Source organism: Trichocoleus sp. FACHB-262 (assembly GCF_014696035.1).
Classification (GTDB): Bacteria; Cyanobacteriota; Cyanobacteriia; order FACHB-46; family FACHB-46; genus Trichocoleus.
In genome coordinates this window covers 74,283-92,011 of record NZ_JACJPK010000015.1, presented here as the reverse complement: position 1 = coordinate 92,011, position 17,729 = coordinate 74,283, and the positions used below count along the sequence as shown (strand labels likewise).

The 17,729-nt window shown below is 50.1% G+C and carries 17 protein-coding genes; 2 read left to right on the top strand and 15 right to left on the bottom strand.

The features are described 5' to 3' along the window. Positions 1 to 11 precede the first annotated feature (11 nt). Both rpmF and H6F68_RS00915 read left to right on the top strand, forming a co-directional pair. A complete protein-coding gene (gene rpmF, locus H6F68_RS00920) occupies positions 12 to 191 on the top strand; it encodes a 50S ribosomal protein L32 (RefSeq protein WP_190432598.1) in 180 nt (59 codons plus the stop codon). Positions 192 to 366: 175 nt separating this feature from the next. Continuing rightward, positions 367 to 963 carry a sulfite oxidase-like oxidoreductase gene (locus tag H6F68_RS00915; RefSeq protein WP_190555801.1) on the top strand — a complete coding sequence of 199 codons (597 nt, stop codon included), beginning with the start codon at positions 367 to 369 and terminating at the stop codon, positions 961 to 963. A gap of 124 nt (positions 964 to 1,087) precedes the next feature. Here H6F68_RS00915 and H6F68_RS00910 read toward each other — a convergent pair whose 3' ends face one another. From H6F68_RS00910 to ureG, 15 genes are all read right to left on the bottom strand, one after another. Continuing rightward, positions 1,088 to 2,452: an aldehyde dehydrogenase gene (locus tag H6F68_RS00910; RefSeq protein WP_190555800.1), complete on the bottom strand. Its 1,365-nt coding sequence runs from the start codon at positions 2,450 to 2,452 to the stop codon at positions 1,088 to 1,090. Between the two features lie 23 nt (positions 2,453 to 2,475). Next, positions 2,476 to 3,621 (bottom strand): HAMP domain-containing sensor histidine kinase, encoded by a 1,146-nt coding sequence (locus H6F68_RS00905; protein WP_190552815.1) that lies wholly within the window; start codon positions 3,619 to 3,621, stop codon positions 2,476 to 2,478. A gap of 458 nt (positions 3,622 to 4,079) precedes the next feature. Further along, positions 4,080 to 5,789 carry an urease subunit alpha gene (gene ureC / locus H6F68_RS00900; protein ID WP_190555799.1) on the bottom strand — a complete coding sequence of 570 codons (1,710 nt, stop codon included), beginning with the start codon at positions 5,787 to 5,789 and terminating at the stop codon, positions 4,080 to 4,082. A gap of 90 nt (positions 5,790 to 5,879) precedes the next feature. Beyond that, positions 5,880 to 6,977: a glycosyltransferase family 4 protein gene (locus H6F68_RS00895; protein ID WP_190555798.1), complete on the bottom strand. Its 1,098-nt coding sequence runs from the start codon at positions 6,975 to 6,977 to the stop codon at positions 5,880 to 5,882. A 127-nt stretch (positions 6,978 to 7,104) separates the two neighbouring features. Next, on the bottom strand, positions 7,105 to 7,419 hold the full coding sequence (locus tag H6F68_RS00890; protein WP_190555797.1) for an urease subunit beta: 315 nt from the start codon (positions 7,417 to 7,419) through the stop codon (positions 7,105 to 7,107). 31 nt (positions 7,420 to 7,450) lie between these two features. Further along, entirely contained in the window at positions 7,451 to 7,753 is a 303-nt protein-coding gene (gene ureA, locus H6F68_RS00885) for an urease subunit gamma (RefSeq protein WP_190432612.1), read from the bottom strand. 12 nt (positions 7,754 to 7,765) lie between these two features. Then, positions 7,766 to 8,629 (bottom strand): urease accessory protein UreD, encoded by an 864-nt coding sequence (locus tag H6F68_RS00880; protein WP_190555796.1) that lies wholly within the window; start codon positions 8,627 to 8,629, stop codon positions 7,766 to 7,768. Positions 8,630 to 8,660: 31 nt separating this feature from the next. Further along, a complete protein-coding gene (locus tag H6F68_RS00875) occupies positions 8,661 to 10,811 on the bottom strand; it encodes an ATP-binding protein (protein WP_199299840.1) in 2,151 nt (716 codons plus the stop codon). Between the two features lie 284 nt (positions 10,812 to 11,095). Then, positions 11,096 to 11,389 (bottom strand): SemiSWEET transporter, encoded by a 294-nt coding sequence (locus H6F68_RS00870; RefSeq protein ID WP_242065289.1) that lies wholly within the window; start codon positions 11,387 to 11,389, stop codon positions 11,096 to 11,098. A gap of 55 nt (positions 11,390 to 11,444) precedes the next feature. Beyond that, positions 11,445 to 12,206 (bottom strand): urea ABC transporter ATP-binding subunit UrtE, encoded by a 762-nt coding sequence (gene urtE, locus H6F68_RS00865; protein ID WP_399312375.1) that lies wholly within the window; start codon positions 12,204 to 12,206, stop codon positions 11,445 to 11,447. After that, the gene (urtD, locus tag H6F68_RS00860; RefSeq protein WP_190432618.1) at positions 12,203 to 12,988 is read right to left on the bottom strand and encodes an urea ABC transporter ATP-binding protein UrtD; all 786 of its coding nucleotides are present in this window, start codon (positions 12,986 to 12,988) and stop codon (positions 12,203 to 12,205) included. The genes urtE and urtD overlap by 4 nt, the downstream gene beginning before the upstream one ends. Before the next feature lie 59 nt (positions 12,989 to 13,047). Beyond that, a complete protein-coding gene (urtC, locus tag H6F68_RS00855; RefSeq protein WP_399312372.1) occupies positions 13,048 to 14,223 on the bottom strand; it encodes an urea ABC transporter permease subunit UrtC in 1,176 nt (391 codons plus the stop codon). A 67-nt stretch (positions 14,224 to 14,290) separates the two neighbouring features. Then, on the bottom strand, positions 14,291 to 15,451 hold the full coding sequence (locus tag H6F68_RS00850; protein ID WP_190555795.1) for an ABC transporter permease subunit: 1,161 nt from the start codon (positions 15,449 to 15,451) through the stop codon (positions 14,291 to 14,293). 103 nt (positions 15,452 to 15,554) lie between these two features. After that, positions 15,555 to 16,877: an urea ABC transporter substrate-binding protein gene (gene urtA / locus H6F68_RS00845; RefSeq protein WP_190555794.1), complete on the bottom strand. Its 1,323-nt coding sequence runs from the start codon at positions 16,875 to 16,877 to the stop codon at positions 15,555 to 15,557. A gap of 219 nt (positions 16,878 to 17,096) precedes the next feature. Next, complete coding sequence (gene ureG, locus H6F68_RS00840) at positions 17,097 to 17,690, bottom strand: urease accessory protein UreG (RefSeq protein WP_190432623.1); 594 nt, start codon at positions 17,688 to 17,690, stop codon at positions 17,097 to 17,099. Between the last annotated feature and the right edge of the window lie 39 nt (positions 17,691 to 17,729).

Here is a 17,729-nt window from a genome sequence, read left to right as displayed (position 1 = left end):
CACGGACGAGCATGGCTGTTCCTAAGAAGAAAACATCCAAGTCTAAGCGAGATATGCGTAAAGCGACCTGGAAGCGCAAAGCCGCGTTGCAGGCGCAAAAAGCTCTCTCTCTTGGCAAATCCATTTTGACCGGACGTTCTAAGGGCTTTGTCTATCCCAATGACGAAGAAGGGGAAGATGAAGAGTCTTAAGCTGCATTCTGATTGCAGACAGATTCGTGATGGGGGCAAGCGGTTGCCCCTTTTTTATTGCGCTAGTTTTTATGGCTCCTGACTGGGGCGATCGCTAGAAATCTGCTACACCGTAATAAAGAGGTAGGGCATAGCAACCCAACTCCTCTGATGCTGTTCTTGAGGATTTCGCCTTATGTTAGGAAAATTTTTTCAAAAACCAGGCTCAGAGTACAGCGATCGCGTTCCTCCCGGTCAGCACCTCACCAATGGCTTTCCGGTATTGACCTATGGCCAAACACCGGAAGTAAATCGAGAAACATGGCAGTTTCGGGTGTGGGGCAGTGCCCAAGAAGTGACTTTCACTTGGGAAGACTTCATGGCCATGCCTCAAAGTAACTTCACGGCTGACTTCCACTGTGTCACCACCTGGTCAAAGCTGGATGTGCAGTGGACAGGGGTGAAGGTGTTGGACTTCATGAAACAAGTAGAAGTAGCTCCCAAAGCCGCTCACATCATGGAGCATTGCTATGGCGGCTACACGACGAACATTGCAATAGAAGACTTTCTGCGAGAAGAAAACTTCTTTGCCCACACCTTGTTTGGTGAACCCTTGCCTGCTGATCATGGGGGGCCATTACGCTTGGTCGTACCCCACCTCTATGCCTGGAAGAGCGCCAAATGGATTAATGGTTTAGAGTTCCTAGAGCGAGAAGAACTGGGTTTTTGGGAACGCAATGGCTACCATCGGCGTGGTGAACCCTGGGCCGTGGAGCGTTATAGCGATCGCTAGTTGTAGCTTTTGCAACGACAGGAACTTGAGCGCTACCTTTAGCCTAAGTGAACTGGGGCAAGGTTTTCCCATTGCCCCTCAACCAAATTGCTATCCAACGTTTTGCTGAGAAGAATACGATGAGTTATCGAATGATCTGCTTGATCCAGCGCAGCTTATCTTTGTAGGGGGCGTAGCGTAACTTCAAGTCTAGGAAGAAAGGCTTCTTCAGAATGCTGCGCTCATGGGAGAAGGTATCGAAGCTAGCCTTACCGTGATAACGACCCATGCCGCTAGGGCCAACTCCGCCAAAAGGTAAGTTTGGGACGCCAACTTGCAAGATAGTGTCATTGATGCAAACCCCTCCGGAACTGGTGGCCTGCAAAACTTGAGCTTGGCGTTGTTGGTTTTGCGAGAAAAAGTACAGGGCTAACGGTTTGGGACGCTGATTAATCTGCGCGATCGCCTCATTTAAGTCTTCATATTCTATAACGGGCAGGATCGGGCCAAAAATTTCCTCCTGCATCACAGGGTCTTGCCAACTGACGCCATCAATCACGGTAGGAGCAATATAGTGCTCGGTGGGGTTACTGTCTCCGCCAACGACAACTTGCCCCGACTGTAGGAGTGGGGCTAAGCGCTCAAAGTGTTTTTGATTGACGATTCTGCCGTAGTCGGGGCTGCTAGCTGGGTTGTCGCCGTAAAACGCTTGAATATTTTCAGCGATCGCCTGCAAGAGCTGAGGCTTGATTGAGCGATGGACTAACAAATAGTCGGGAGCAATACAAGTTTGGCCCGCGTTTGTGAACTTGCCCCAGGTAATTCTGCGAGCGGCCACATCAATCGGCACGTCGGCATCTACCAGGCAAGGACTTTTGCCGCCTAATTCTAGGGTAACGGGGGTGAGGTGTTCTGCTGCCGCCGCCATCACCCGCTTGCCGATCGCGGTGCCACCCGTGAAGAAGATGTGGTCAAATCTTTCGGCTAACAGTTGCTGACTGGTTTCTACGCCACCTTCAATCACCGTGATGAAAGCTGGATCAAAGTGTTGGCGAATTAAGTTAGCAATGACTTGAGAAGTATGAGGAGTTAGCTCCGAGGGCTTGAGGATGGCGCAGTTTCCCGCTGCGATCGCCCCGATTAAAGGAGCGATGCACAACTGAAACGGGTAGTTCCAAGGGGCAATAATCAGAACCACGCCCAAAGGTTGCGGGCAAATTTGAGCGGTAGCGGGCAAAACTGTGACGGGGGCTGCCACTTTGCGCGGTTTCGTCCAAGCGCGCAAATTTTTGATCGCGTAGTTCAGCTCATCTATGATGCCGATTTCGGTGAGATAGGCTTCAAAGACGGGTTTTTGTAAGTCTGCCTTTAAGGCATCCACGATGCTGGTTTGCGCTTCCAGAATCGCTTGCTTCAGCCGCTTGAGTTGCTCCAACCGGAAATCAACCGACTGGGTTTGGCCAGACCTGAAAAAAGTGCGCTGCTTTTCTAAAGCGTCAGGAATTAGCATCAGGAATTGCCTGCATAACAGGATTAAGGTTGTTTGGCTGGCAGACGGACAATAAATGTACTACCTTTGCCTAACTCCGATTCTAGGTCAACAGTACCTTGATGAGTCTCAATAATGCGGCGTGACAAGTAAAGACCCAGACCGCTGCCAGAACGTCGATGCTGACCTTGGCGAAAACGCTCGAACAGCATCGCCTGATCTTCTGGCGAAATCCCAGTCCCTGTGTCCTTGACTGTAATCACCGCCCAAGTTGGAGCCGAGGCAGTAGCCGTTCCGGGTGCTGGGGTAGAAGACAATCCGATAGTGATAAATCCACTGTCTGTGAACTTAATGGCGTTGCCTACCAAGTTGGTTAAGACCCGATGTATTTCCAAGCGATCGCCCGAAACATGGGAGGCGACAGGATAGCCCAGATGGTCACCTACATCCACTTTCAACGCGATGTTTTTGTCGGCAGCAAGCGGTGCCAGTTCTTGAGCGACTTCTGTAACTAGGTCTCGTAAATCTACGGGGCTAAACGAAAAGCTTTTCCGCCCTGCTTCTAAGCGGTACACCTCTAAGAGTGTGTTGACCATTTGCAGTAGGTTTTGATTGCTCCGAGCCATCGTCACGATCGCGTCGTTCATGTCTGGAGAGAGTTCTCCTAAAGCGCCTTGGCGAAACAAGCCCATCATGCGATCGGCGGCGACGAGAGGCGTGCGGAGGTCGTGGGCTAAGCGGGAAACAAAGTCTTCGCGCTGGCGGGCAATATGATCGCGCTCGTCCACGCTGTGTTTTAGGCGGAGCAGCGATCGCACCCGAGCCAGCAGTTCGTCAAACTCTACAGGTTTGCGGATAAAATCATCAGCGCCTGTGTCCAAGCCTTTGGCAACGCTGGGCTGGTCGTAGGCTGTGATTAGCAAAATAGGAATAAAAGGTAATTTCTGGTTGAGTCGAACCCGCCGTGTCACTTCATAGCCATCCATTCCGGGCATCATGACATCCAGCAAAATCAAGTCGGGAGGAAATTCATCAATTTTGGCTAAAGCTGCCATGCCGCTATCGGCAATGTCAACCTTGTAATCCTCTTCCTCTAAAATTGCCTGGATTAGAAATGAGTTGTCAGCGGAATCATCTACAACAAGAATTCGATCAATTCTTGGAGACTGGGCAAAGGGCGAATTGTTCATGAAGTGTAGAAATGCAAATAATGAGAGTTATTAAAAATTAGTTAAATTCTCTCAATTGGCTAGAGAAACACCTCTTTCGAGAGGGGGATTCTGTTTAATTTAGCCACAAATGCAAGAGAATAACGTCTATCCAAGTAGAGAACTTGACTCTGACGCTTGAACCAATTCGATTCAACCGCAAAGTCTTCCCATCAGGAGCAAACTATTAAGATCTAACTTAAGTTAGATCCTGACGCCTCACCCTATCCTGCTTTACTGACAGCGATCGCAGTTGCACAGGAGTCATGGGCAGAAGTAGCAGCAGGCTCCTTGTTGTTATCCTACGGCAACGAGTGCTCTGAGCGATCCCTAAGCAATCGAGGGCCAATTCTAACGCAAAACAAGTTCGATACTGTTGACTGAGGCTGTCGCGATCGCCGCTTGCCCTGAGTCAATAAGCTGGCTTAGAACAAACTGGCTTAGAACAAAAAATAGCGCTGAGCCATTGGCAAGACCGTCGCGGGTTCACAAGTTAGCAACTCACCATCGGCTCGGACTTCGTAGGTTTCTGGATCAACTTCCATGTGCGGCAACAAGTCATTGAGCTTGAGGTCACGCTTGCTGAGTTGGCGGGTATTGGAAACTGCTACAGCGGGTTTTTGCAGCTTGAGTTGAGCGGGAATGCCTTGCGCGAGAGCGGCTTGAGAGACAAAGGTGAGTGAGGTCGCTGCGATCGCCCCGCCAAAGCTGCCAAACATCGGACGCATGTGGACAGGTTGGGGAGTCGGGATGCTGGCATTGGCATCGCCCATTTGAGCCCAGGCAATCATGCCACCCTTAACCACGACTTCTGGTTTGACACCGAAGAAAGTGGGACGCCAGAGACAGAGGTCCGCCAGTTTGCCTGCTTCAATAGAGCCGACATGAGCCGCAACCCCGTGAGTAATGGCGGGATTGATCGTGTACTTGGCAATGTAACGCTTCGCCCGCAAGTTATCGTTGCGATCGCTGTCGCCATCGAGCGGTCCCCGCTGCACTTTCATCTTGTGCGCTGTTTGCCAAGTACGGATGATTACCTCCCCTACGCGACCCATTGCCTGAGAGTCGGAAGAGATCATACTGAAAGCTCCCAAGTCATGCAAAATATCTTCAGCCGCGATCGTTTCTCGGCGAATCCGCGATTCAGCAAAGGCGACGTCTTCGGGAATGCTGGGGTCGAGGTGATGGCAAACCATCAACATATCCAAATGCTCGTCTAAGGTATTGAGCGTGTAGGGACGAGTGGGATTGGTGGAAGACGGTAGCACATTGGCTTCACCACACACTTTAATGATGTCTGGAGCGTGCCCGCCCCCTGCGCCCTCGGTGTGGTAGGTGTGAATCACCCGATTTTGAAAGGCCGCGATCGTGTCTTCAACGCAGCCCGCTTCGTTGAGGGTGTCTGTATGGATGGCGACCTGCACATCATATTCATCCGCTACGCTCAGGCAAGTGTCGATGGTGGCAGGGGTGGTGCCCCAATCTTCGTGCAGCTTTAGTCCCATCACCCCCGCTTCCACCTGTTCCTGCAAGCCTTCTGGTTTGCTGCTGTTACCTTTGCCGAGAAAGCCCAAATTCATCGGGAAGGCATCGGCGGCTTGCAACATGCGGTAGATGTTCCAAGGGCCAGGGGTGCAGGTGGTGGCGTTGGTTCCTGTCGCAGGTCCAGTGCCGCCGCCAATCATGGTCGTGATACCAGAGGCGATCGCGGTTTCAATTTGTTGGGGACAAATGAAATGAATGTGGCTGTCGATGCCGCCTGCGGTTAGGATCATGCCTTCTCCCGCGAGCACCTCGGTTCCGGGGCCAATGATGATGTCTACGTGGTCTTGGATGTAGGGGTTGCCTGCTTTGCCAATTTTGGCGATACGCCCATCTTTGATGCCCACATCGGCTTTAACAATGCCCCACCAGTCCAGAATTAGCGCGTTGGTAATGACTAAATCCACAGCTCCATCGGCATTAGTGATGGGAGATTGCCCCATGCCATCCCGAATGACTTTGCCACCCCCAAACTTAACTTCGTCTCCGTAGGTGGTAAAGTCTCGCTCCACTTCAATAATTAGCTCTGTGTCTGCCAGTCGCACGCGATCGCCCACTGTAGGCCCAAAGGTTTCGGCATAAGCCCGACGATTCATGCGATAGCTCATAATTCTAATCCTTGAAGTTAAACATGAAATTTAAGCAAGCTAATTCTAGCTTTTGAGAATTTCAAAGATAGTCAAAATAATTTGTCATAACTAATTTTTCAAAAACTCGTCGTGCCACTGTTGAGCTACTTGATCCCAACCCCAAAATGGTTTTAATGCCATAACATTTTGGCGCATTGACTCTTGCTTCTCAGGATGTTTAAGTAAATCAATCACTGCTGCTGAAAAGGCTTTGTCAACATCTGGCTCCCCGCCACAGCCATCAATCTTAATTCCCGACTGGATCGTTTCAGCAAGAGCTGCATAATTGGTAACAACCGGAACACAACCACAGGCTTGTGCTTTCAACCCTGAAATACAGAAAACTTCAGGAAAATGACAGGGATAAACATAAATTCCTGATTTGTACAGCTCCGAGATTAGTTGAGTATGTCCTATCCTGCCATGCTCATACACATTTTCTTGTTGTAGCAGTGGTAGTATTTGCTCTTTTTTACCTTTTAATTGTGGGAATCTCTCGATTAGTGGTGATTGAACTAAGGCATCATAGGTTTGCCAGCCATAAAAGAGATGTAGTTCCGCGTCAGGAACTTCCTTTAGGATATCTGGCCACTGATTTAAAAGATGCTCAATGCCGCGCAAATAATCACTAATATATATCAATCGCTTAGGATTTCTTGGGGGCTGATCGACATTAAAATCAGGTAGATTAATGCCATTCTTGGTAATAAAAATTTTATCTTTAGGAATCCAATCTGGCAGAAGAGACTGATGAAAATGAGACAACACAAATAATTTATCGAAGCTAGCTAAGAAATCACCATGTCTTATCTCATCCACCTGAGGCAAAATGTGAGGATTATCATGCATCCAAACGGCGGTTTTATTTGCCTGAGCTTTCATCATCATGGGCTGGAGCCAATTTCGATGAAAAATTAAGACGTTAAAGTGATCGTGAGGATTAAACTTTTCAACAGCTTGGTAGAGCACACCATTATGCTCTCCCTCCATATCACCGCAGGAGTTGAAAACAGTTACTTGATATCCTAATTTTGCAAGTTCTTGCCCTAGATAAATGACTGCCTCCTCACTACCGCCAACCCCTGTCTTCACAGAGGGAGGAGCCCAACTCTCAATACGAATTGGCAAGTTGGAATAAATTACAAGCGAATTGTCTGGCCATTTCATAGCAATGCTCTTACATTGTGATGATTAAGCAGGGGAATCGTTGCTGGGTTGATATACATCCTGTCTAAAGAGAGAAAAGTTAAGCTTTTGCCTGTCTCTTCCCTCCGTGAAGAAAAAGGGCTGGGAGTTAGGTTCTATCTAGGGGACCGTTAATTTTGGCGTTAAAGCCGTAGACTTGGCGACTACCCACAAAGGGGACGAGTTCTACTTCTCGCTCATCTCCTGGTTCAAAGCGGACAGCGGTTCCGGCGGGGATATTAAGGCGCATGCCTTTGGCTTGTTCGCGATCGCAACTCAGGGCAGGATTGACTTCATAAAAGTGGAAGTGAGATCCTATTTGGATGGGGCGATCGCCTGTGTTGGCGACTTTGAGCTTAATGGTAGGGCGACCCGCGTTCAGCTCGATGTCTCCGTCTTCTACAAACAGTTCTCCTGGAATCATCTTGATCTCCTTTTGTTTCAGCGAACCCGATTTAGCGAATGGGATTGTGGACGGTGACGAGTTTGGTGCCGTCGGGGAAGGTAGCTTCTACTTGCACTTCGTGAATCATTTCGGGCACGCCTTCCATGACCTCTTCTGTAGTCAGGAGGGTGGCCCCATAGCTCATCAGATCAGCCACGCTGCGACCGTCACGGGCTCCTTCTAGGATGGCGGCTGAGATGTAGGCAACTGCTTCCGGGTGGTTTAGCTTTAAGCCTCTGGCTTTGCGGCGTTCTGCGAGCAAAGCAGCAGTAAAAATCAGTAATTTATCTTTTTCCTGTGGTGACAGTTGCATGCGCTTTCCTTTTCAGATTTGCCAAACTCGCGGTGGACAAGCGGAACGACCTAGGTAAATTTGGCGTATAAGTTGCCACACTTGCATAAACCAGTTACGGGCCGCTTGGCTAGAAGGCCCGCGATAACGGCAGAGTAAGCCTTCGGTGAGGCTGGTGACTCCTGCTTCGCCAGGGTACGCGCCTGCTTGCCACAGCGATCGCGCCTGGGTAATTAGCTCTAGTTCTACCGCTTTTCCTACTAAAGCAAAACTAGCAATCACCGGATGTCCTGCTAGGCCATGCGGACTGTTCACGATCACTGGACTGCCTGGAATCCATTGGGGGTCAATCCATAAGGGTTGGTCTTGCCGCCAAACTTCGGTGCGCGATCGCCAGTTCCCGCTGAGAAATTGTTCGCCCCTAGCGCTGCGGCCTAGGCGGGTGATTTCCCAGCCGATCCAGGTGGCGTTGGGTGCTAGTTCCACTCGTAGATTTTGTTGGTAGTTTGCGCCATCAAACACAATCGTTTCTTGCGGCAGCCATTCACAGCAAGCGCCCTCGGCAATTTGGATTTGCGCCGTTTGTTGCGCGACTAAGCCATTACTCCGATAAACCTTGCTAGCAGCGGCACTGGTGATTAAGGCATGGGCTTGGGGTTGTAGGCGAAGATTTAAGCTGAGGCGATCGTCCCCCACGACACCTCCAGCTGTGTGCAACAGGACGCAATGACAAACCTCTGGCCCTTCTGGATAGAAGGGGCGTTGCAGCTTCAAGGGAGCTTGGCTGCGGCTATAGCTGAGTTGGGTAGCGCGATCGCGAAAGGCAAATTCTAACTCTAGGCTGCCCTGCCATCCTGCACTCAAATTCAATTGTCCTGTGGCAGCATCAGCAGTCATGAGGGGCCAAATCGAAACGGCTTAGCGAAAATCATACCGCTATCGGCAAGGATGTGGCTGCCTGGGGTAGATCAATCGTCACTTCTGTACCTGCTCCAGGAGTCGAGATGACGTGAATTTGGCCTTGGTGCCGCTCCAAAATTTGATAAGCCACAGTCAAGCCCAGACCTGTACCTTTGCCCACAGGTTTGGTGGTAAAAAAGGGGTCAAATAGCTTCTCTTGGATTTCTGACGGAATACCAGGGCCATTGTCGCGGATGCTCACCTGTACCTGATTATCGGGACACATTTGCGTCTGAATCACAATTTGCTTGTCTGGGCGAGAGCAGCTTTCCAGCGCATCGATCGCGTTGCTCAAGAGATTCATAAAAACTTGGTTGAGTTGACGGGGATAACACTCCACTGGGGGTAGCGGGCCATATTGCTTAATCACTTGAATTGAGTCTAGGTTATGCGCTTCCTCATTGAGGCGATGCTGCAAAATCAGCAAGGTGCTGTCAATGCCTTCGTGGAGGTTGGCTGGTTTCATCTCCGCTTCGTCCAGCCGCGAGAAGTTGCGTAAAGACAAAATAATTTGGCGGATGCGATCGGCTCCCGTTTCCATTGAAGTGAGGATCTTGGGCAGATCCGTGGTGATGAAATTAAACTCGATCGCGTCTTTGCGTTGTTGAATTTCTGGATCGTGGCCGTAGCGTTGGGTATATTGTTGCACCAGATCGAGTAAATCGCGGCTGTAACGGCTGATGTAAGGCAAGTTGCCGTAGATGAAATTGATCGGGTTGTTGATTTCGTGGGCGACTCCTGCCACCAACTGCCCCAAACTAGACATCTTCTCCGTTTGAATTAACTGGGCTTGGGCTTTTTGCAAATTGCGTAAAGCGATGCTGAGTTGCTCAGCTTTGGCGGTGACTTCGGTGTTCAACCGCTGCAATTCATCGTGGGCTTGCTGCAACTGTTGATGTTGTTGCCGCACTTCTTCGGTGCGCTCTTGTACTCGTTCTTCTAAAGTTTGCCGCGCCAGTTCCAATTCTTCGGTGCGTTCGGCTACCCGGTGCTCTAGGTCATTAATCAAGGTTTTGAGCGAGCCAGCCATCTCCTGGTAAGAACAGGCGAGTTGGCCGATTTCACCGCCTGCGGTCATGCCTGGAATGGGACTGCTTAAGTCTCCAGCGGCTAGAGTTTGGCTGCGTTCTGCTAGTTGCTTGATCGGTTGACTGATTTGTTTGGCTAGGAAATGAGCGATCGCAATCGAGAGCAATGTTGCCAACCCTAACCCACCCCAGAGCAATTGGCTGAGGGCCGTGAGGGCTTGGCTAAAGTAGCCAGAAACAATCTGAATTTTGGCGATCGCCACAGGCCGATTGCTCGACATCAGCGGTGCATAAACCGTGTTGAGTCCTGATTGAGGCTCGATGCGATAGACAGATTGACCTTGGCGAATTTTGGGCAAAACTTCGGTGCTGAAATGATTGGCTTCCCAAACATCTAGCTTCAGATCGCTATGACTCGCGACGACAGGCTGACCTTGCAGCGAGAAAATCTTCAGCTTGGTGGTTGGTTGAGAATACGTGAGAAATTTCTGTAACCAAGCCGCATCCAGAACTTGCCCCACAATGAGCGTGCCAGGTGACGCTCCCTTGCCATCACTCTTATAAATAGGCGCGACAGACAGCATCAACACTTGACGTTGAGGGCCTAGCTTTGCGGCAGAATTGCTCTGCGCCTGAGGCGCTACATCAGTCTGAATTAAGTCTTGGGTGGTTTTTCCAATTTTAACCAAACGACTGATGCGCTCTTGCACCGCAGGCAACTCTAACTCTGCCCCTCGGCTGCCTAAAACATCCCCAGCTTGATTTGTGACTTTCACCGCATCTACGTCTGTGGAGAAAACCAATTGATCGCTGACTTCCTTCGTGATCCAAGCTCGGTTGCGCTGTTGTACCGCATCGTACAAGTCAGTCCAGAAGGCATAACCTGCGGCTAAATCTTGTAATCCTTTTTCGCTAGCAGCCGTATAACCTCGAAAGGCTTGGACTTGATCATTCAACCGCACTTTCTCTAAATCCTTGAGCGGCTGATGCCCAAATTGCCAAGCAGCACCCACTAGAAAAATGACGGGAACTAGCGAGGCTCCAAAGGTAAACACCAAAATTTTGGGTTGGAGGTGATGCAGTCTCTCCACCCATTTGGATTCAGCTTGTTTGAGTCGAGAAAATAGCAATTTACTTAAATGTGTTGAAGAATACAGCTGACAAACTGTTAATAAAATTCCACGACTCACACCCTGTACCTACAGCTTCACCCTATGGAGCATCTGATCACGTAAGTCCTTGATGTTTCAGAACTTTCCGTCCACACTGTACTCCTACTGATCGGCCCGCAACTCACGAAAAAGGGTGAAAGCTAAGCCAAGCCTAAAGTTAAATCTTGGAATGAGTCAAGGCCAATTCGGTAAGTTGATGGCTTTTAGGATTCGTAGCGAATTTTCAAAATCAAATTAATTGATGACAAAACAAAAGTGACCGAATTAGCAATAATCACAGGCAAAGACTGGATATAAACACCATAGATCAACCAAAGAAAAACTCCGATGGAAAACGTAATCAGCATCCATAGCGAAACATCTTTGGCAGATTTAGAGCGCCAAGTTTTGAGCAATTGTGGCAGAAAAGCGGTAGTCGTTAAGGCGGCAGCTACGAGACCCAGCAATGTCACAGCATCCATCTGGCTTTTTCCCTCAAACACATGAATTCTCCCCATGCCTGATCATGCCAGCCTCAGGAGGATCTGTGTCTTCCAGATTAAGCAGCTTGGCTTACACGGCCAAAAATTGTTGAATTACGTCGTTGCTGAGTTCTTGGGTGGAGCCAGACGCGACAATGCCACCTTTTTGCATGGCGTAGTACCAATCGGCTTGGCGGACAAAGTGGAGATGTTGCTCAACTAGCAGCACCGAGATCCCCGTTTCCGCAATGATCCGCCGTACTGCCGCTTCGATTTCCAGAATGATGGAGGGTTGAATGCCTTCAGTGGGTTCATCTAAAACGAGTAAGCGGGGTTTGCCCATCAAGGCACGGGCGATCGCTAGTTGTTGTTGTTGACCACCACTTAAGTCTCCTCCTTGTCGGGAGAGCATGGTCTTCAGTACGGGAAACAGCTCAAAGATTTCGGCGGGAATTTCTGCTTGCTGCCGAGTTTTGCGATCGCTACAAGCCTCCAGACCCAACAGCAAATTCTCTTTAACAGTCAAGCGAGGAATGATCTCCCGACCTTGCGGCACATAACCAATACCGAGTCTGGCTCTTTGGTCGGGGGATTTGGAGTTAATCACATTTCCTGCTAAATAAATGTTGCCACTACGCGGTGACAGTAAACCCATGACAGTCTTGAGCAGGGTGGTTTTGCCCACACCATTGCGCCCAATCAAGCAAACCATCTTGCCCACCGGAACACTAAGATCAACCTGGCGCAGAATGTGGCTCTCGCCGTAGTAGACGTTAAGGCCCGCAACCTGAAGCATGGGGGACGGAGTAGTGGCGATTTCTGGGGCGATCGCGGTCTTAGCTGAATTCATCATGTAGCGCTGATCTCCTCTTTAACCGCTGCAGCAGGCATCTCTGACTGTTGACCTAGATACACTTCAATCACACGCGGATCGCTTTGTACTTCTTCAATGGTGCCTTCGCAGAGCACCGACCCCTCGTGCAGAACGGTGACCTGCCGAGCAATCTGGCGCACAAATTCCATGTCGTGCTCGATCACCAAAATCGAATGGCTTTCAGCTAATGCCAACAGTAGATCCCCAATATTGGCAGTTTCTTCATCGGTCAGACCTGCCACAGGCTCATCCACCAGCAACAGATCGGGCGATTGAGCAACGAGCATGCCAATTTCTAGGCGCTGCTTTTCACCGTGGGAGAGCAACCCCGCTAGGCCATCGGCCTTGGTTGCTAAGCCAATGGTTTCTAACAACCCGCCAATTCTACGCCGCTCTGCCGTAGAGGCTCGCCCCCACAAAGTCGAGAAGACAGATTTGGCCCGACTGCCCGCGATCGCTAAGTTATCTCGCACCGAGAGGTTGAGATAGATGCGGGGAGTTTGGAACTTGCGACCCACACCGAAACGGGCAATCTGATGTTCAGAGAGCGATCGCAAGTTGCGGCCCTTAAACAGCACTCGCCCTTCAGTGGGCTTGACTTTACCTGTGATCACATCCAGAAAGGTGGTTTTACCTGCACCGTTGGGGCCAATCACCACTCGGAGTTCGCCAGTATCCATGCTGAAGTTAAGTTGCTTTAAGGCTTTGAAGCCATCAAAGCTAACGGTAAGGTTCTCAATTTCCAGAATTTTGCTGTTCATGGAAGGGTTGGGTGGGAGATAGGGAAGGGGGCTGGGGGGTAGGTCTAGATGGATAGCGCCTAATCATGTTTGCTAAGCTTTTGACGTTCTTGCTCAACGTCGGGATCGGTTTCGAGGCTGGGATAGGTCATGACAGCGGGACGACGGCCTAAGAGCGATCGCAGTTGTTGCATGCCTTGGTGGCGCAACCAACCGACCAAACCGTTGGGCAACACCATCACCACCAGGAGAAACAAGGCTCCTTGGAAAAAGAGCCAAATATCGGGAAAGCGCTCACTCAATAAGCTTTTGCCGTAGTTGACGAGGAGAGCACCCAGTACAGCACCAACTAGAGAAGCGCGGCCTCCTACAGCAACCCAAATCACCATCTCAATCGAGAAAGCGATATCCATAGCTTTGGGTGAGATGATGCCCGTTTGCAGAGTGAACATGGCTCCCGCCAAGCCTGCCAGACCTGCGGAAACTGCAAAAACCAAAACCTTGAACCCAGTGGGATCATAGCCAGAGAAGCGCACCCGGCTCTCATCATCTCGAATCGCCACCAACAAGTTACCGAAGCGACCTGTAGTGAGCCAACGGCAGAGGGTGTAAGCAGCTACCAACAGGAGAACCGTGACGACGTAGAAGACAAATTGAGTTTGCGGAGCGCTGACTGTAGCTCCAAACAAAGTGCGGAAGTCTGTGAGACCGTTGGTGCCATTAATAAATTTCTGCTGACCGTTGAAGAGATTGAAAAAGATGATCGTAGCGGCCTGGGTGAGGATGGAGAAGTAGACACCCCGAATCCGATTGCGAAAAACCAAATATCCCAGAACTGCCGCCAGCAACCCCGGAATCAGCACGATCGCGAATGCTGTAAAGGGAAATGAATAAAAGGGTTGCCAAAACACAGGAAGCTTGGTGACGCCATACAAGCTCATGAACTCTGGTAACTGGATGCTGGCATCGGGTGGAATCTGCAACTTTAAGTGCATGGCTAAGGCATAGCCACCTAAAGCAAAAAATACTCCATGCCCCAAGCTCAGTAGACCTGTGTAGCCCCAGATCAAGTCAATGCCTAAGGCTGCGATCGCCAAGGCTAGAAATCGCCCTAACAAATTCAACCGGAAACCAGTCAGTAAAAGCGGCATCACTAAAATGAGGCCCAGTGCGATCGCGCCCACAATGCCAATTTCCATCAGCAGTGTGCGATGCCTACGCCAATCTATCCCTCGATTCCCAATTGCTGTCTCCACAACCCCAAGCCTCTCACGTCACCCAGCCAAACTCAATCCAGAATCTAAAATCGGCAATCCAAAGCTGCTATGCGTCCACCGTTCGTCCTTTCTGCGGAAACAACCCTGCCGGACGCACTTGCAGAAACACCACAATTAGCGCAAAAACCATCACCTTGGCCATGCTAGTGCTAGAGAAGAAAGTAAAAAAGTCAGCCAATGGGGGCACCGCCGTCAACAAAGGACGAAACGCATCGGAGCCGATCAGATAAGTTAAGGTGCCGATCGCCATTGCCGCCACAATGCTGCCGACCAACTTGCCAACGCCACCCACGACGACCACCATAAAGGTATCGACAATATAGTTCTGTCCGGTGTTGGGGCCAACGGAACCAAGTAAGCTCAGGGCACAGCCCGCCACACCTGCCAGCCCAGATCCCAGCGCAAAGGTAAGTGCATCTACCTTCTGAGTGGGGATGCCCAAGCAAGCACTCATGCTACGGTTTTGCGTCACAGCTCGAATTCGCAGCCCCCAAGGCGATCGCTGCAAGAACAGATAAATGGCAACGACGCAGAAAATAGTCAAGGCCACAATAAAGAGACGCACCGAGGAGACTTGAAGGCTTCCCAAAGAGAAGCCACTGCGAAGCCACTTAGGCGCGGTGACATCTACGTTTTGTGCCCCAAACCAAGGTTTAGTCACGGCCAGCTTATAAGTTTGGCTGAGGATATTGCCTGTGACCGCCGCAATGCCAAAAGAGAGCGGTAAAAGTAGCGCGATCGCCCAACCCCGCAGACGGTGCCAATCCGCACGACGAGACAGCAGCCACATTCCACCGAAAAAGAAGAGGCAAAAGAGGGCTAGACCAATCACCAGCACCCAATTCACGCTCCGCACAAACTGCTGCAAGATCAGGCTCACGCCCCAGGTAGCCAGCAAAGTTTCTAGAGGACGGCCATATAAATACCGCACCACCCCTCGTTCCAAAATTAGTCCCATTAAAGCTGCGACTAAAAAGGCTAAAGGGAGAGCAAAGAGAATGTAAGTTTCTAGCCAGTCACCCCCCAGGCTCTTGAACACATTCTGAACCACAAAGGTGGTGTAAGCCCCCAACATCATCAATTCCCCGTGGGCCATGTTGATCACACCCATGAGGCCGAACACAATGGCGAGTCCCAGTGCTGCTAGCAACAACACCGAACCGATGCCAATGCCACCCAAAATCCCATCTACCAATCCCGTCAGCAAATCTCTCCCTCCTGCGAGCTGGGATTCTGAAGAAGAACTTGGTTAATTCAGCTCCAGAATCCTTTAGCGAAGTGGCACGTAGTGCTATCTAAAATCTCAATCTCTAGGTGGTCTTGTACTTGCCACCCTTGGCTGGGTCAGACCAATCACAAGCGAAGCCCTTGGTTTCAGCTACATACTGGTTCCAAGGCACAGGAGCTACGGCTTTGTCAGTAGAGGAGACAATCTCAAACAGACCATCGTCCCGCACCTCACCAATCCGCACCACTTTAGACAAGTGATGGTTGGCAGCCAAGCTGACCTGTCCTTGTGGAGCATCAAAGGTTTGGCCGATCGCAGCAGCCCGTACCTTCTCCATGTCATCTGCCGTAGCGGCCTTCTCAACCGCTTGCTTCCAGATGTAAACCATGATGTATGCTGCTTCCATCGGGTCGTTGGTGACGCGATCGCTGCCATACTTGGCTTTGAACGCCTCTACAAACTTCTTGTTGGCAGGAGTGTCTACGGTTTGGAAATAGTTCCAAGCGGCATAATGACCCTTGAGATATTCCGGTCCGATCGCCTTCACTTCTTCTTCCGCAATACTGACAGACATAGAGGGATATTTGTCTGGTCCCATCCCTGCGCCCTGCAACTGCTTGAAGAAAGCCACGTTGCTGTCTCCATTCAGCGTGTTGTAGATCACGCCACCGTTCGGCAATGCCTGCTTGATTTTGGCAATAATTGGCGTAACTTCTGTACTGCCTAGAGGCAGGTAGTCTTCCCCGACAACTTCGGCACCTTTGGCTTCTAGCTGGGCCTTGATGATGGTGTTGGCGGTGCGAGGGAAAACATAGTCAGATCCCACCAAGAAGAATTCTTTGCCCTTGTTTTCCAGCAGCCAATCGACCGAGGGTTCAATTTGTTGGTTGGGAGCGGCTCCGGTGTAGAAGATGTTTTTGGAACATTCTTGCCCTTCATACTGCACTGGATACCAGAGCATATGATTCTTCTGCTCAAAGACAGGCAAAACTGCTTTGCGGCTGGCAGAGGTCCAGCAGCCAAAGATAGTCGCGACCTTATCTTGGTCAATTAGTTTAGTTGCTTTCTCAGCGAAGGTAGGCCAATCAGAAGCACCATCTTCGACGATCGCTTCAATTTGTTTGCCTAAAACACCACCTGCTTGATTAATTTCTGTGATCGCTAACTGTTCAGCATCTACCACGCTCTTTTCACTAATGGCCATGGTGCCGCTTAGCGAATGGAGAATCCCAACCTTGATGGTGTTGCCGCTACCAGCGGCGGCAGGTGAAGCTGCTGTCGTAGGGGAAGCACTCTCGCCTGCTTGAGGGGTGGGATTGTTGGCGCAAGCTTTTAGCAGAATGCTAGTACCAAAAGTGGCTGAGCCGTAAATCAGAAACTTGCGCCGCCCAAACTGCCTTGCCATGTTGTTATTATTCTCCTCACTCAATCTGCTAACCGGTGTCGGAAGTTACATGATTAAAGTGAGATATTATGGCGGAGCTTCTCAGGCTAATTGTATTAGCTTATACAAAATTCCGATGGCAATAAATGTTCTTAGTCGCAAACCCTGATCTTTGCGTGGGTTAAGTCAAAATAACCCCATGATTGAAAGTTCAAGGCGATCGCCAAATTCTACATACTTCTACATATTCTCTGTAATAAAATTAATCACCTGCTCTAACCCGGTCTGAGTTTTCAGATTGGTGAAAACAAATGGCTTCTGACCTCGCATTTTTGTGGCGTCTCGCTCCATGACGCCTAGGTCAGCCCCGACGAAGGGAGCCAAATCAATTTTGTTAATCACCAATAAATCTGATTTGGTGATTCCTGGTCCTCCCTTGCGAGGAATCTTGTCTCCTGCAGCCACATCGATTACGTAAATGGTGAGATCAACTAATTCGGGGCTGAAGGTAGACGCGAGATTATCACCCCCGCTTTCCACGAACAGTAAATCTAAGCTCTGGAAGCGTTGTTCCAGTTGAGCGATCGCCGCTAAGTTGATTGAGGCATCTTCGCGAATTGCAGTGTGAGGGCACCCTCCAGTTTCTACCCCAATGATGCGCTCTTGCTCCAATGCCTGATGCTTGACTAAAAACTGCGCATCTTCTTGGGTGTAAATGTCGTTGGTGACTACCGCAATATTGTATTGCTGACGTAGAGCTTTACACAGCGTCTCTACCAAAGCAGTTTTGCCAGAGCCTACTGGACCTGCGATTCCAACCCGTAGTGTACTCATCTGGAATTCTCCTAGCCAGATTAAAATTATATTCTCTAG